Origin of the sequence: Streptomyces sp. RKAG337, assembly GCF_023701715.1 — a bacterium.
In the GTDB taxonomy this organism is placed as follows: domain Bacteria; phylum Actinomycetota; class Actinomycetes; order Streptomycetales; family Streptomycetaceae; genus Actinacidiphila.
On sequence record NZ_JAJOZA010000003.1, the window covers coordinates 1 to 14999 of the forward strand.

The following is a 14999-nucleotide window of genomic DNA, read 5'->3' on the forward strand; positions in this document are numbered from 1 at the left end:
GCGAAGACCTCGCAGCGGCCGTCGACGTCCCCGGTGAGCACCATCAGACCGGGCGAGCGGCGGCAGGTGGCGGGCAGCACGGGCCGGTAGACCTGGTAGCCCAGTCCGGAGTCCCGGCCGACGGGGGTGGCGGGGACGGCGGGCAGATCGCTCATGAGGCTCACCGGCTTCCAGCGGCTGGGGACGGGACAGCAGGGCGGGGTCGTTGTTCGGGTCGTTGACGGGGCCGGGTCCACGGTCAGGGCCGGGTTCACGGTCGAGGCCGCCGCCGGGACCGTGATCGGAGGGCACGAACCGGCGGGCCGCGGTCGCGGTGGCGTAGGCGGCGAGGAGCGCCAGTCCGGCCGCGCAGACGAGTGCCGTATCGGTGGACCCGATGCGGTCGGTGAGCAGTCCGGCGGTGGCCGGGGCCAGTACGGAGGCGACTCCGCAGGCGGTGTCCAGTGCGGTGCCGACCCGGGACTGCAGCTGATCGGGGGTCACCAGGACGGCCCGCGAGTGCAGCACGACCGCGACCGCCGGGACGGTCAGCGACACGGAGCCCAACAGCAGGCCGTAGACCCAGGCGTGGGTGGCGAAGGCGAGTCCGGCGGCGACCGGCACCATCGTCCAGGAGGCGGCGATCACGATCCGCGCGGCGGGGATCCGCCGTGCGAGCCGGGGCGCGGCGGCGGCGCCGACCAGCCCGGCCGCCCCGGACAGGGCGAGGACGAGACCGGTGGACCCGGTGCCTGAGCCATGGCCGCGGATGCTGAACACCGCGCCGTAATACAGCGCTGTCAAGAGCCCGTTGACGCCTGCCGTCCACAGCAGCACAAATCGAAGAAATGATTCGTTGCGCACGAAACGTAAACCGGCGAGGAATTCGGCGGTAAAGCGCGGAGGCGACTCTTCCGATTTCTGATGCGGATTGAGATCGGCCCGGATGGCCCGTATGCAGAGAGCGGAGAACACATAGGAAAGGGCGTCCATGAGAAACGGCAGCCAGCGGGCCAGCGGGAACAGCAGGCCGCCCAGCGCGGGGCCGGCCACCAGCGCGCCCTGCTCCCCCGCCTCCAGCCGCGCGATGGCTCGCGGGTAGTGGACCGGCGCCACCACGGTGACCAGCGTCCCGCGGGCGGCCGCCTCGTAGCACGCCGTGGCGACCCGTTCGACGAGCGCGGCCGAGCACAGAAAGAGCAGCGAGGGCCGGCCCCAGGCCGCGGCCGCGGCGATCGCGCCCATCGCACCTGCCGCTACCAGCGCGGATCCCACCATCATCTGCCGTCGCCAGCGCCGGTCGGCCAGTACGGACGCTGGCGGCCCGGCCAGCAGCCCGCCGATCGCGGAGACCGAGGCCAGTACCCCGACGGTGCCGGGCGACGAGCCGAGACCGAGCAGCAGCAGCGGGAGTACCAGGCCCGAGGCCTGGGTGCCGAGCGCGTCGGAGGTGCCGGCCGACCAGTACAGCCAGAAGTCCCGGGACGGTCCGTCGGGCGACGTACGACGTGCAGCGGTCATGGCGAGGCCGTCCTACGTCCCGGGCGGAATAACCGCAGAGATGGGAAAAGGGAGGTGTTTCCTCTCGAATCCCCGGAAGCGTAGCGAGGCGGATTCCGGCTCCGCAATATGAACATACGATCCATTACTTCGAGTTGACGTGCCATTGAGAAAGAATTGGCCACGATTCGACCGGAATTCGAGCACGGCTCGAGTTCTGTCCGGCATTTTTCTGCGGACCTCCCTTCCCCGGTGGAACGGCCGCGCCTGCCGCCCCTCCATGACCTCGGCCTTTGGCCGGCGCGGGGCGGCAGGGGGCGGCGGGACCCGCCGCGTCACCCGTTCGGCAGCACGAGGGGCTCCTCGCGGTGCCGCCGGGCCGATGTACCTGTCGAATGGGTCAGACGTGAGTCGGAAGCGGGTGCGCCGACACGTCGTCACGCCGGCACACCGCAGTACCGGCACCGCGACGGGGAGCGGGCCCACGCGTCGGAAGGGCTGGACCGATGGCCGATACGACAGGTGCTCCCAAGGTGGTGGGCCGGCTGGCCTCGCACCGGCTGCTGGGCGAACTGCTCGCAGAGTTCGTCGGCACCTTGGTGCTCATCCTGTTCGGCGTGGGAGTGGTCGCCCAGGTCGTCGCCGCCGGACTGGGCGACCACGACAGCATCGCGTGGGCGTGGGGGTTCGGCGTCACCTTCGGTGTGTACGTCGCGGCACGGCTGTCGGGCGCGCATCTCAACCCGGCCGTGACCCTCGCACTGGCCATGTTCCGCGGCTTCCCGTGGGCCAGGGTCGCCCCGTACGCGCTGGCGCAGACGGCCGGAGCCTTCGTTGCCGCGCTGCTGGTGCGCTGGAACTCCTCCGAGGTCCTCGCCAAGGCCGACCCGGGTCACACCATCAAGACCCAGGGGGTGTTCTCCACCCTGCCCGGCAACGGGGTCTTCCCGATCAGCGAATGGGGCGCGCTCCGCGACCAGATCATCGGCACGGCGATCCTGCTGCTCGTCATCATGGCGCTGACCGATGTCCTGAACACCGCTCCCAAGGCGAACCTGGGCCCGTTGCTGATCGGGTTCCTCGTGGTGGCGATCGGCATGGCCATCGGCACCGACGCCGGGTACGCGATCAACCCGGCCCGTGACCTCGGTCCGCGGCTGGCGAGTTACATCACCGGCTACCACAGTGCATGGCGCGACCAGTACGGCGACCTGTACTTCTGGGTGCCCATCGTCGGCCCGCTCATCGGCGGCCCGATCGGCGCCGCCGTCTACCACTACGTCGTCAGACCGTTCCTGCCGGAGCACGCCGAACAGCCGGCGGGCAGCATCCTGCCCGAGGACGAGTGACACGGCTGCCGTCTCCGGCAGTTACCCGGATCCCGTCCCGGCACGGAGCCGTCGCACCGGCCGTCAGCAGCGATCACGCGTGGAGGAACCGACATGGCGGACTACGTCGCCGCGATCGACCAGGGCACCACGAGCACCCGCTTCATGATCTTCGATCACGGCGGTAACGAGGTCGGCCGCCATCAGCTGGAACACGAACAGATCCTGCCCAGGGCCGGCTGGGTGGAGCACAGCCCCGTGGAGATCTGGGAGCGCACCCGCTCGGTCATCGCCACCGCGATGAACCAGCACCATCTGGCGGCGAGCGACCTGGCGGCCCTCGGCATCACCAACCAGCGCGAGACGACCCTGGTGTGGAACCGGCACACCGGGCGCCCGTACTACAACGCCATCGTCTGGCAGGACACCCGCACCGACCGGATCGCCAGCGCGCTGGAGCGCGAGGGCAAGGGCGACGTGATCCGCGCCAAGGCCGGGCTGCCGCCGGCCACCTACTTCGCCGCGGGCAAGGTCCAGTGGATCCTGGAGAACGTGGACGGTGTCCGCGCGGACGCGGAGCGCGGTGACGCCCTCTTCGGCACGATGGACACCTGGGTGCTGTGGAACCTCACCGGCGGCCCGAGGGGCGGGGTGCACATCACGGACGTCACCAACGCCTCCCGCACGATGCTGATGGACCTGCGGACGCTGGCCTGGGACGACGAACTCCTGTCGTTCTTCTCCATCCCCCGGGCCATGCTCCCGGAGATCAAACCGTCCAGCGAACCGGCCGGGTACGGGCTGTCTCCCGACGTCAGCCCGCTGGCCGGAGTACCGATCAGCGGAATCCTCGGCGACCAGCAGGCCGCCACCGTGGGCCAGGTCTGCTTCGCGGAGGGCGAGGCGAAGAACACCTACGGCACCGGCAACTTCCTGCTCCTCAACACCGGCAACCGGCCGGTGCGCTCCGAGCACGGGCTGCTGACCACCGTCGCCTACCAGTTCGCCGGCCAGGACGCGGTCTACGCGCTGGAGGGTTCGATCGCGGTGACCGGATCCGCGGTGCAGTGGCTCCGGGACCAGTTGCACATCATCGGGGACGCGGCGGCGAGCGAGACCCTGGCCCGCCGTGTCGAGGACTCCGCGGGCGTCTACTTCGTGCCCGCGTTCTCCGGTCTGTTCGCGCCGTACTGGCGCTCCGACGCGCGTGGCGCCATCGTCGGCCTGGCCCGCTTCCACAACGACGCGCACATCGCGCGCGCCACCCTGGAGGCGATCTGCTACCAGAGCCGCGACGTCGTCGAGGCCATGGCCAAGGACTCCGGCGTCGACCTGGCCGTGCTGAAGGTCGACGGCGGCGTCACCGCCAACAGCCTGTGCATGCAGACCCAGGCGGACGTCCTCGGCGTGCCCGTGATCCGTCCGCAGGTCGCCGAGACCACGGCGCTGGGCGCGGCGTACGCGGCCGGACTGGCCGTGGGCTTCTGGCGCGACACCGACGAGCTGCGGGCCAACTGGAACCAGGCCCACCGCTGGGACCCCGAATGGGACGAGGACCGCCGCGAGTCGGGTTACGCGGACTGGAAGCGCGCGGTGGAACGCACCCTGGACTGGGTCAAGGTCGACTGACCGCGGCCCACACCCCGCGGGCGCGTACCCGGCATCACGGATCGGCCCGGGAAAGGCGCGGGCCCGCGCCCAGCAGGCGCCGCTTGAAGGCGTCGAGGCGCGGGAAGCGCTCGCGCTGCTCCCGGGAGTAGCGGTCGAGTTCCTCGACCAGCCGGACCGACCGCTTCTCCACGTCCAGCTCGTCCAGGATCCGGTCGATCTCCGCCAGCAGCGCCCCGTGCAGCTGCCATTGGCGCGGGTGCTCGCGCACCTTGTCCAACAGCAGGTGCGCCACCGTTTCGCGGTGCAGGGCGCTCTGCTCGAGTGCCCGGCTCAGCTCTTCCTCCGCCTCCTCCGCGTTCGCGCTGACCTGCGTGGTGATCAGTACGGCGAAGTTCTCGACGGCGACGGCCACATGGCGCAGCAGATCGTTGAGTGCGACCGCCACGTCGGCGGGGAACAGCGCCTCTTCGGTGCGTTCCTTCGCGAGGTCCGTCAGTGTCCGGGTCAGGACCCGCAGCACCACGGCGCAGATCTCCAGCGTGTCCAGGCCCGTCCGCAGGACGACCCGGGACAGCAGCCCCTCGCGGACCCGGGGGTTCCACCGCAGGCTCTCCTCCGCCTGCCGCAGCGAGGCGTCCACCTCGACGATGTCGTGGTCGAGACGGCGGGCCTCGTGCAGCCGGCCGGCGGCGCGTTCGACGGGGGTGTGCCCGGACAGCTCACCGCCGATGTCGCGGAAGAGCCGGCCATGCGGCGGGCCAGCCCCTCGATGGACTCCCCGCGGACTCCACCCAGACGGGTGGCGCGAACAGGAGGTTGAACAGGAGGCCCACCCCGGCGCCGATCAGGGTCTCCAGGATGCGGTCCCACGCGGTGTTCGCCACCTGGCTGACACCCAGGACGAGCATGGCGCTGATCGCGACCTCGGGGACGAATTCATTCACCCGTACGAAGCGTCCGATGACCAGCGAGGTGAGAATCGTCAGGCCCAGGGTCCACCAGTTCAGCCCGACCAGGGAGCTGAAGGCGCTCGCGATGAGGACGCCGGCCACCACCGCGTTGACGCGGCGGATCCCCGTCGTCAGCGTGGCGTACAAGGTGACCTGGACGACGAGGAGCGCGGTCAGCGGCGCCGTCAGAGGGGCCGGTTGGGGGTGAGCCACACCGCGGCCTGATAGGCGATGACCGCTGCGGCGGTGGAGCGCAGGGTCTGGGCGACGACCGGTTCGTTGGACTTCTGGACGAGTTTGACGACGGGATCAGGTACGACGGGCATCTCCCACCCCTTCCCGATCATGGAGCGCTCAGGCATAGGACCTGAGCCGGAGACCGGAACGGGGCTTCGGGCGGACCGGCGTGGGTGTGAAGTTACCCGCGCCGGTCCGGGCCGCGACGCATCCTCCTGGTGTCGCCATCAGTGTCACCCGGTCGCCGACCGGGTGAACAGGAGGACCGGGAGACGGCGCCCGAACTGCGGGTGCGCTCAGCTGACCAGTTCGTGGCCGGCCTTCATCGCGTCCTTGCCCGCCTTCACGGTGTCCTTGACCGCTCCCACCTTCTTGTCCAGCTTGTCTCCGACGACGCTCTGCGCCGCTTCCTTGGCCTGCTGGCCGGTGGTCGCGGCGGTCTGCGCCGTGCCACTCAGGGTTCCTCCGAAGTCAAGAGCCTGGGCACAGGGGGCGGCGGCGGCAAGGAGCGCGGAACTTGCGGCGGCGGCGGTGAGAAATCGACGAACGTTCATGATCGATGTAACGCGCGGGACGGCGAGAGGGCACGCAAACCGTGAACAACCCACCCTCCAGGACGCGAAACCGGAGCACGGACGGCCGCTGCCCTCGGGGACTACCCCGGCGGCCTGGTGCCGATGACGACGGTGGCGTACAGCTCCTCCGAACGTGCCACCCGGGGGATCAGTCCGTCGCGGGTGACGATGGCGACGGCCTCCGGAACCTGCCGCTCGCTGGTCTCGAAGAGCAGCCGGCCGCCCGGGGCCAGCCACCGGAGCGCTTCCGCGGTCACCCGCCGCAGCACGTCCAGTCCGTCCGTACCGCCGTCGAGTGCCACCCGGGCCTCATGGAGCCGGGCCTCCGTGGGGAGCAGTTCGATCTCTTCGGTCGGTACGTACGGCACGTTCGCGAGCAGGATTCCGACGCGGTCCCGCAACGCGGCGGGCAGCGGCTCGTAGAGGTCCCTTCGTACACCCGGCCACCGACGGCGTCGACGTTGCGCCGGGCGCAGCGCACCGCGGCGGGGTCGATGTCGGCGGCGTACAGCTCGACCGGGCCGTGCCCGGCGCCCGGGTCCCGGCCGGCCACTAGAGCGGCGCCCAGTGCGCCGGATCCGCAGCACAGGTCGACGACCACGGAACCCGGCAGGAGAAGGGCCGCCGCCTGATCGACGAGGAACTCGGTGCGGCGGCGGGGCACGAAGACCCCGGGGTCGACGGCGTACCGGCGGCCGTGGAACTCCGCCCAGCCGAGGACGTGTTCGAGGGGCAGACCGACGACGCGCCGTTCCACCATGGCGGCGAGTTCGGCGGGGGTGCGTGCGGTGGAGACGATCAACTCCGCCTCGTCCTCGGCGAACACACAGCCGGCGGCGCGAAGCCTGGTGACGATGGCGGGGAACGGAAACACTGATGATGAAGCCGGCACGATGAGCCTTTCGGAACGCCTCTGGGCGCTCCCGCGGGTCACCTATGCCTGACGGTGAGCCGCACGGCCGCGAAGGGGGAGCACCCGACCTGATACAGCGGTGATGGGTCCACCTCCTCAGTTGATCATTGGTAACGACGGCAACACTGTACCTGACCCGAGCCGGCGGCCGGGGTGTCCCGGTGGACGCGACGGCCCCGCCCGGTACGCATCCGGGCGGGCCGTCGCGCACCGTGGTTCAGGCCGCGATGGCGACCTCCAGCTGGGCGGGCCTGCGGGCCGGCAGCCGGGAGGCGATCAGAAGAGCCAGCGCCATGACCCCGGCGGCGGCGAGGAAGACGACGTCCATCGAGGTGACGAAGGCGTGCACCGCCACCTCGTGCTGCCGGCCCGTCAGCGTTCCGATGGTGCTGGTGTTTCCGCCGGGCATCCTGGCGGCGAAGACCCGGGTGAGCAGGGTGCCGAACAGCGCGGCGCCGAGCGCGCTGCCGAGCGTCTGGAAGAAGCGGATGCCGGTGGTGGCCACGCCGAGCTGTTCACGCGGCGCCGAGTCCTGGATCAGCTGCAGCAGTTGTCCGACGAGCTGACCGAACGCGACTCCCAGGAGCAGCAGTTCGGCGCGGATGACCCACAGGCCGGTGCCGGCTCCGGTGGTGGCGAGCAGCAGCATCGCGACCACCGCGCAGGCCGTGCCGCTGATGACGAAGGTCTTGTGCGACCAGCCGGCCACGGCGAGTCTGCCGGAGGCGATGCCCACCACGGTCATCCCGAAGGCCATCGGCAGCAGGAAGAGCCCGGCGGAGGTGGCGGGCAGCCCGCGCACGACCTGCAGGTAGATCATGATGTAGACGATGGAGCCCATCAGGGCCATCCCCACCAGGCCCTGCACCGCGAAGCCGATCCGCAGGTTCGGGTGCCGGAACATCGTGAGCGGCAGGACGGGTTCGGCGGCGGTGGCCTGCCGCCAGAGGAAGAGCCCGAGGGCGGCGACGGATCCGCAGATCAGGCCGAGGACGAGCGGCGAGGTCCAGGCGTACTGCTTGCCGCCCCATTCGGTGACGAGCAGCAGGGACGTGGAGAAGGCGGCGGCCAGTCCCGCGCCGAGGAAGTCGATGCGGTGGCGCCGGGTGCGGTGCGGGAGCCTCAGCGTGCGGGCGGCGAAGAAGAGCACCGCGAGGCCGACGGGCAGGTTCACGTAGAAGATCCAGCGCCAGTCGGCGTGGTCGGAGAGCAGGCCGCCGACGAGCGGGCCGAGTGCCATGCCCACGCCGGCGACGATGCCGCCGAAGCTGCCGCTCTTTCCGGCGCCGGCTTTCTCCTGGGGGCCCTTGAGGTGGGCCATCACCACCATGGTGACGCTCATCAGACCGCCGCCCCGATCCCCTGCAGCGCACGGAAGGCGATCAGCTGCCCCATCGACTGGGCCGCGCCGCAGAGCGCGGAACCGGCCAGGAAGACGGTGACCGCCCCGAGGAAGACCCGCTTGGCGCCGAGGACGTCGCAGAGCTTTCCGTACAGCGGCAGCGCTGCGGTGGCGGCCAGCGCGAATGCGCTGATCAGCCAGGGAATGAGGTCGACGCCATGGTCCGGATCGAGGTCACGGACGATCGGGACGGTCGCCGCGGACACGATGTTCTGGTCCAGGACGGCGAGCACGATCGTGGCGAGGCAGAGGAAGAAGCCGGTCTTGCGCTGGCGTTCGGTCATCAGCGGTGTCGTCATGGGCAACACCATGGCGCAGAAATATGTACTGAGTCAAGACTTAATCTCGGCACATATTTCATCCTGGTACAGTGATGTCCATGACTCAGGAGTTGGGACTGCGGGAGCGCAAGAAGCTCCAGACCCGCCGCCGGCTGTGGTCGGTGGCGATCGACCTCTTCAGCGAGCGCGGCTTCGACCAGGTGTCCGTCGCGGAGATCGCGGCAGCCGCCGACGTGTCGAAGATGACGGTCTTCAACTACGTGGCCACCAAAGAGGACTTGGCGCTCGGCCCGATGGAGGAGCACATCGGCGACCCGGCGCGCGTCGTGCGTGAACGCGCCGCCGGCGAATCAGCGGTCGCCGCGCTGCGCCGGCATTTCATCGAGGCTCTCGGCGCTCACGACGCCTCCGTCGGCCTCAACGACGACCAGCACGTGGTGCGGGTCCGCCAGCTCATCCAGGACACCCCGGCCCTGCTCATCCGCGCCCACTCCTTCGGCGCCCGCAGCGCCGACCTGCTCGCCGCCGAGTTGGCCGAGGAGACCGGCGACCCGGTCATCGCGCAGGTCGCCGCCGCCCAACTGCTCGGCGCCCGCAACGCCCTGATCACCGAGAACCACCGCAGGCTGCTCACCGGCGAGACCCCCGACGCCATGTACGAGGACGCGGTGGCACGGGCCGAGGCCGCGTTCGATCTCGTCGAGAACGGCCTGCGCGGCTACGCCGTCCGCTGACCGGCCGCCGGGTGACGTCTCATCAATTCAGGGGTCGGCCGCCATCCGGGATGAGGCGCGCGAAATACCGCGCGTAAAGGGTCGCGCCGAGACCGATCCAGGCCGCGGCCAGCAGCCACCCGGCGAGTACATCGCTCGGCCAGTGCATCCCGAGATAGACCCGGGTGCCGCCGACGGCCGCGGCCCAGCACAGCAGAACGGCGCAGCACGTTCGCGCGACCGCCGGGCGTCCGCGGACCACCACGGCCCAGGCCAGCAGACCGGCGGCCATCGCCGAGGTGGTGGCGTGCCCGGACGGGAAGGCGAAGCCGGACGCGTGCCGGCCCAGTCGCCGACCGGCGGCCGGGCCCGGCCGATCGCTTCCATCAGGCCGTACCGGACGGCCTGCCCGACGCCGAGGAAGGCAGCGGCCCCGAGCACCGCGTACATCCGCTGCCGGGTCCCGCGCCCCACGATCAGCCCGGCGGCCACCGCCATCGCGTACGGCCATGCCCCCGTACCGCTCGCGGTGACCCGGCGCGCCACGGTCAGCGCGAAGTGCGGCCGGTGGGCCACCGACCAGGTGTGCGCGGCCCCGTCCCCGGGGAACGGCGCCCCGTGGCGGACGCCGACGAACACCGCCAGCACGACGAAGAGCCCGGCGCAGACCGCGGCGACGGCAAGAGAGACCGGGAATCGGGCGCGCGGGCGCGTATCGCGGGGGTCGACCCGGTTCGCGACCATGTCGGCCTGTCTCCTTGCCTGGCGAGCGGGCGCGACCGTCCGTTGCCGGTCGGCCCGTGACGGGAACTGTCTGTCTACAGCACTGTAGACGAACAGAACGGCTGAACCGTTCCCGGGGAACGATCGACACGAATCTCCCGTCCACGGCCCCCCGCCTGCGGGAACGACGCCCGCGGGCCGGCGCGCACGCTGTGCCCCGTCCGGGCGCTTCACCCGCACCGGCCTGGTGGGAAATGCCCGGCAGTGGGTAGTCGACGCTCATGAGTAATTTCGTCGTCTCCCTGCCGGGCACCCTGAAAGCGCCGCTCACCCCGAGATGAGGGGGAAGATCCTGGCGGCTCTCCAGGGCACCGATCCCCATGAAGTCGCGGAGGGCGAGTCCGCGGACCTCGACGCGCTGAGCCTGAACCCGGACACCTCCACGTTCACCCTCCGCCTGGAGGTGGAGGCGGAGAACAGCGGCACAGCACGTGCGGAGGCCCTCGCCCTCGCGGAGAGCGCCTTGCGCGGTGCCGGTCTGGACGAGCAGTCCGCGCCCTTGGGAAATCCCGTGATCACGGCGATCGATGTGAACTGAGACCGGCTTCTCGGCACACCCGCTACCGGAAACCCGCTGGTGGAGCCGGAATCGCCGCGGCTAGCATCCGGTGATGACGACCCCGGCGGACGAAGACTTCCACGATGCGCTGCGCCGGGCCGACACCGGCCGGCTGGCGGACCGGTTGGACGCGCGGGCCTGTTCGCCGGACGTCTTCGGACGTCTCGTCCGGCACGAGAACCTCCGGATCCGGTATCTGGGGCTGACCCTGCTGACCGAGCGGCTCGCCTCGGACCACCTGCCCGACGACGTCGAGTCGGCCGCATTCGCCGCGCTGCTGCCCGGATCGGCGGCCGGACCGCCCGAGGCGGCGCTCGTACTGGCAGGGCTCTACGAACGGCTGGGGCCGTACCTCGACGGTCGGCCCTGGCCGTTGTGGCGTGCGGCGCAACTGCCGGTACGGGTGCGGATCGCCTGGCTGCGCGCCGAGCTCCTCAACGATCCAGCGATGCTCCGCAAGGAACCGCCGGGAGAGCTGCTCTACCAGGCCGTACGGGGAGCCTCCGTCGCCGACGCGCACCGGCCCGCACAGCTCGTGGACGAACTGGCGCGCAGCGGCGACCCGGTGCTGACGGCTGCGGCGCTGCGACTGGCCCGGCAGGGGCTGCACGCCGGGCTGCTGGCCCGGCGCTGGTCCGTGAACAGCTGGTGCGGCTGCTCGGTACCGGAAACACCGACGTCACCACCGAGGCGCTCAAGGCGCTCGCCGAGCCATGGGCGGCGCTGGATCCGTTGCCGGCGGAGCTGCTGGCCCCTTTCTCGGCCCGGTTGCGGCGAACACCGGACCGGCCGCGGCCGAGGCGGCGCTCACGACCGCGGCCCGGCACGGGCACCGTCACCCGCTGCTGCGGGTCGTCGACGATCCCGACCTGTCGCCGGGTCTCCGGCGGCGCGCGATGGAACTCCTCGGCGACCTGGCGGACCGTGCTGACATCGCCCGGTTGACGGCGAGCGCCGCGCGGGACCCACTGCTGTTCGCCGCGCCGGTGGTGACGTGTCTGCGTGGTCTCCACCGGCGCGGGCACTTCCCCACGGAGGCGGACGTGCCGGCCATCGTCGCTCTGGCGCTGGCTGATCACTCGATTCCGGCCGGTGAGGTCGCGACGATCCTGTTCACCTGCCGTCGGACGATGGTCCACGTCCTGCTGGAGCGGGAGACTGCCGCCGCCGACCTCGACCGGCCACGGAGGATGGACCTGCTCGTCGCACTGTCCGAGCAGGGGTCCGGGAGCGAGGAGCCACGGATCGGGGAAGCGATCACGCGTCTGCTTCCGTCCGCTCCTGACCCCGCACCGCTGCTCGATGCGATCCGCAGGCTCCGGCACACCGACGCCGAGGACACGGTGATCGCGCTCCTGCCCTCGGTGCCCGGGGCCGCTCTCGACGCCCTGGAGGCCATCGGCGGGCACCGGACGGTGGCCGCGCTGTGGGAAGGGCTCGGTCTGGCTCAGCCGGAGAACCCGGCCGGGAACGCGGCGGAGAACGCGGGGGGCATCGCACCTCACCTGCGCGCCGTACGCGACCGCGCCCTGGAACTCCTCTGGCTGCTGACGACCGACCCGGAACAGCGGCGCGCGCTCCTCGGCCGTCTCGACGCCGCCGATCTCCCCCGTCGCATCGCGGCCGACCTCGGCGGTCCGGACGAACAGGAGTTGGCGCTCCTGAGCTCCCATCTGGACCCGGACCAGCCGGTCGCTGCCCTGCGCCGGCTGGCCGCCCACGCGGCCGCCGGCACACTGCCGGTCATCGCGGACCTCCTGCTGCGCGTCGTGGCCGACCTCGCGGCCGAGGAGGCGAGCGGCGCGGCGCGACCCGTCCGCGACTGGCCGCCGGCCGGTGAGCCCGCGGTGCCCGACGAAGTCCTCGATGCCGTGCATGCCCTGGGCGTTCGGCTCCACGAACGCGGAAGGATCCGGCCGTCCTGTCTGCTCGACGCCGCGACCGCGCGGGAGGCCGGTCATGCGCTCGTCGCGAGCACGGCGCTCGAACTGCTGGACCGGCCGGGCGTGTCGGACGGCGAGCGGACGATCCTGCTCGACCTGCTGCTGCGGGCGCCCTACGCGCGCACCCGCCGACGGGTGCACCGCCTGCTGCGGAACCGCGACCCGCAGGTGCGCAAGCACGTGATCGCGCTGCTCGCCCGTGACACCACCGGCGACGACGCCCAGGCGCTGTCCGCGTCCTTGATCGCACTGACCGCCACCCGGGACGTCCAGGACGTCCAGACCGTACGGCAGGCGCTGCTGGCCCTGGGCCATGCGCGGGCCGGCTGGGCCGCCGCCGCGGTCGCCGAGTGTCTCGACCATCCGAACATGAACGTCAAGAAGACCGCCGCCGGGGTCCTGGCCCTCGCGGGCACGCCGGCGGCGGTGCCGAAGCTGTTGTTCTGGCTCGGGCACCACGACAATCCGGGGCTGCGCGACGCACTGGTCGCGGCGCTGCGCGCCATCCTCGGCGACGCGTACGCGGCGACCGTCCTCGCCGCCGCAGAGCACACGCCCGAGAACACGCCCGAGCACACTCACGGGGGCGACTCCGGACATGGCTCCACTCCCCCATCCGGTCATCACGGGGAGGACCGCGCCCGCCGACTGCTGCTGGCGGGCCTCGACGGCGAGTTGTCCGCACGCGCGGTCCTCGCACTGGAGCACCAGGCCTCCCCCGTCGCACCAGCTCTGCTCGCCCTGGTGGCGGCCGGCCGGGTCCAGCTCACGGCCGGAACCGTCAAGAATCTGGCAACGGCCATGGCCCGGCACGGAATCGCCGTACTCCCGGCAGCCGGCCGGCGGAGGACGATCAACCGGACCGCGACGTCCGGTCGTTGACGATCCGGGGCTGGGACCGTTCCACCGCCCTCCGTATCGTCGAGCGGCCGGAGCCGCCGACCGCCGGCAGTCGGCGGCGCTGCGCCCGCTGCTGGCGGACTGGCTCCGGCTGGCCGCCGCGGAACCCCGCGCCAGAGGCCCTGTCCTGCGGCTCACCCTGCGCCTGTGCCCGGCGCCGTGGACGGACGACGAGCTGACGGTCCTGTCCCGCTCCACCGGGGTCGTGCTCGATGAACTCGCCTGCGGACCCGCGGCCTCGCGGCCGCCGACCGCGACGGCCTCCTCGGCGTTCTCGAAGCAGTCGCGCCGAAGCTGTCCGCCGTCGGGGCGTCGGATCTCGCCGACGCGGTGCGCGCGCTGCCGCCGGCACCGGCAGGCGACCGCTGCACGCTGACGCTGCTGCGCCGGTGCGGGGCGGTGCTGCTGCGCGCCGACCTCGACCAGGCACTCGCCGCGGCCCGGCTCGGCGCCGACGCCTGGCAGGCCGAGTCCGCCGTCCTGCGGGAGGCGTTCACCGTCCTTCCGGCGCCGCACTCCCCCGCCTCCGCCGAGGCTGCGGCATGGCAGGACGCGCTGGACTCCGCGGTACGCACCCCGGGCACCGTGGCGCTGGCGGAGCTGCGCCGCCGGACCGGCGACGTCCCCGGCTCCCGGCGGCGGCTGGCCGCGCTGGTCGACGCGTACGCCGCCGCCGACCCCGGCGCGCGCGATGTGCTCCTCGGCTGGATGACGGATCTCCAGCCGCTCGACGCACCGGCCTGGACCCTCGCCGAGACCGCCCGCGAGCCCGTCCCCGCACCGCGCACCGTACGGGTCGACGACCTGGACCAGCCCCGTTCGACCGCCCTTCGGGAGCGTCTGCTGACCCTGCTGGACTCCGCCGACCGGGACCGCCGGGACACGGCCGCGCTCGCGCTCCTGGCGTGGCCCGAGCCGGCCACCCGGCTTCTCGTGCTGCGGGCGTTCCTCCGTGGCCGTGTCACGGTGCCGGTGGGCGGTGAGGTGGCCCGCCTGCTGACCGGCATCGGTCCGACCGCGCTGCGCGACCCGGAGATTCTGCCCGACCGGGTGGCTCGCGTGGCCGGGCAGCTCGACGAGCGGGATCTGGTTCCGTTGGCGCCGCTGCTGCTGGAGTACTGGGAGCACGGCCCGCCCGTGTTCCGTCCGACCGCCCGGGACCTGCTGCGCCGGGTACCCGCCGATGCGCTGGCGGAGCACCTGGCCGACCGTATGGACGCCGGCGCCTGGGGGTTCCTCGACCTGCTCACCGGCCGTGAGCTGCTGCGCACCCCCGCACTGGAACGGGTCTGCCGGCGGCTGCGCGCCGAGGGTCACGACGCTCC

Annotated in this window: 9 protein-coding genes and 4 pseudogenes; 7 read left to right on the forward strand and 6 right to left on the reverse strand. The window is 71.9% G+C overall.

All coding sequences use genetic code 11. From position 1 onward, the window contains the following. Positions 1 to 1500, reverse strand: a 1500-nt coding sequence (locus tag LNW73_RS35700; protein ID WP_250993357.1) for an MFS transporter, incomplete at its 3' end; no start/stop codon positions are given. 485 nt (positions 1501 to 1985) lie between these two features. On the opposite strand from LNW73_RS35700, the gene LNW73_RS35705 reads away from it, so the two are divergent. Both LNW73_RS35705 and glpK read left to right on the forward strand, forming a co-directional pair. Then, positions 1986 to 2828 carry an MIP/aquaporin family protein gene (locus tag LNW73_RS35705; protein WP_250993358.1) on the forward strand — a complete coding sequence of 281 codons (843 nt, stop codon included), beginning with the start codon at positions 1986 to 1988 and terminating at the stop codon, positions 2826 to 2828. A gap of 93 nt (positions 2829 to 2921) precedes the next feature. Then, positions 2922 to 4436 carry a glycerol kinase GlpK gene (gene glpK, locus LNW73_RS35710; RefSeq protein WP_250979374.1) on the forward strand — a complete coding sequence of 505 codons (1515 nt, stop codon included), beginning with the start codon at positions 2922 to 2924 and terminating at the stop codon, positions 4434 to 4436. 34 nt (positions 4437 to 4470) lie between these two features. On the opposite strand, the pseudogene LNW73_RS35715 reads toward glpK, so the two are convergent. The 4 genes and pseudogenes from LNW73_RS35715 to LNW73_RS35730 form a co-directional block, all read right to left on the reverse strand. Beyond that, positions 4471 to 5694: pseudogene (locus LNW73_RS35715) on the reverse strand (FUSC family protein). 207 nt (positions 5695 to 5901) lie between these two features. Next, the gene (locus LNW73_RS35720; protein ID WP_250979373.1) at positions 5902 to 6159 is read right to left on the reverse strand and encodes a hypothetical protein; all 258 of its coding nucleotides are present in this window, start codon (positions 6157 to 6159) and stop codon (positions 5902 to 5904) included. 101 nt (positions 6160 to 6260) lie between these two features. Next, positions 6261 to 7072, reverse strand: a pseudogene (locus LNW73_RS35725) (putative protein N(5)-glutamine methyltransferase). Positions 7073 to 7310: 238 nt separating this feature from the next. Continuing rightward, positions 7311 to 8779: pseudogene (locus tag LNW73_RS35730) on the reverse strand (MFS transporter). Between the two features lie 95 nt (positions 8780 to 8874). Between LNW73_RS35730 and LNW73_RS35735 the strand changes: the two are divergent. Next, positions 8875 to 9510, forward strand: coding sequence for a TetR/AcrR family transcriptional regulator (locus tag LNW73_RS35735; protein ID WP_250993359.1), 636 nt, complete (start codon positions 8875 to 8877; stop codon positions 9508 to 9510). A 22-nt stretch (positions 9511 to 9532) separates the two neighbouring features. Here the strand turns inward: LNW73_RS35735 and LNW73_RS36795 are convergent, their stop codons facing one another. After that, positions 9533 to 10594 (reverse strand): phosphatase PAP2 family protein, encoded by a 1062-nt coding sequence (locus LNW73_RS36795; protein ID WP_374118305.1) that lies wholly within the window; start codon positions 10592 to 10594, stop codon positions 9533 to 9535. Here LNW73_RS36795 and LNW73_RS35745 point away from each other — a divergent pair. The 4 genes and pseudogenes from LNW73_RS35745 to LNW73_RS35760 form a co-directional block, all read left to right on the forward strand. Next, positions 10550 to 10810, forward strand: a complete 261-nt coding sequence (locus tag LNW73_RS35745) for a hypothetical protein (protein ID WP_250993361.1) — start codon at positions 10550 to 10552, stop codon at positions 10808 to 10810. The two genes, LNW73_RS36795 and LNW73_RS35745, sit on opposite strands and share 45 nt — an antisense overlap. A gap of 73 nt (positions 10811 to 10883) precedes the next feature. Further along, positions 10884 to 11762: a hypothetical protein gene (locus LNW73_RS35750; RefSeq protein WP_250993362.1), complete on the forward strand. Its 879-nt coding sequence runs from the start codon at positions 10884 to 10886 to the stop codon at positions 11760 to 11762. Next, positions 11728 to 13656 (forward strand): HEAT repeat domain-containing protein, encoded by a 1929-nt coding sequence (locus LNW73_RS35755; RefSeq protein WP_250993363.1) that lies wholly within the window; start codon positions 11728 to 11730, stop codon positions 13654 to 13656. Before LNW73_RS35750 ends, LNW73_RS35755 begins: the two co-directional genes overlap by 35 nt. Positions 13657 to 14004: 348 nt before the next feature. After that, positions 14005 to 14999, forward strand: a pseudogene (locus LNW73_RS35760) (HEAT repeat domain-containing protein); the annotation flags it as partial.

Bases quoted from the DNA above. Each gene is read 5' to 3' on its own strand.
- LNW73_RS35705 (WP_250993358.1), top strand. From the start codon at position 1,986: ATGGCCGATACGACAGGTGCTCCCAAGGTGGTGGGCCGGCTGGCCTCG.
- glpK (WP_250979374.1), top strand. From the start codon at position 2,922: ATGGCGGACTACGTCGCCGCGATCGACCAGGGCACCACGAGCACCCGC.
- LNW73_RS35720 (WP_250979373.1), bottom strand. From the start codon at position 6,159: ATGAACGTTCGTCGATTTCTCACCGCCGCCGCCGCAAGTTCCGCGCTC.
- LNW73_RS35735 (WP_250993359.1), top strand. From the start codon at position 8,875: ATGACTCAGGAGTTGGGACTGCGGGAGCGCAAGAAGCTCCAGACCCGC.
- LNW73_RS35745 (WP_250993361.1), top strand. From the start codon at position 10,550: ATGAGGGGGAAGATCCTGGCGGCTCTCCAGGGCACCGATCCCCATGAA.
- LNW73_RS36795 (WP_374118305.1), bottom strand. From the start codon at position 10,594: ATGGGGATCGGTGCCCTGGAGAGCCGCCAGGATCTTCCCCCTCATCTC.
- LNW73_RS35750 (WP_250993362.1), top strand. From the start codon at position 10,884: ATGACGACCCCGGCGGACGAAGACTTCCACGATGCGCTGCGCCGGGCC.
- LNW73_RS35755 (WP_250993363.1), top strand. From the start codon at position 11,728: ATGGAACTCCTCGGCGACCTGGCGGACCGTGCTGACATCGCCCGGTTG.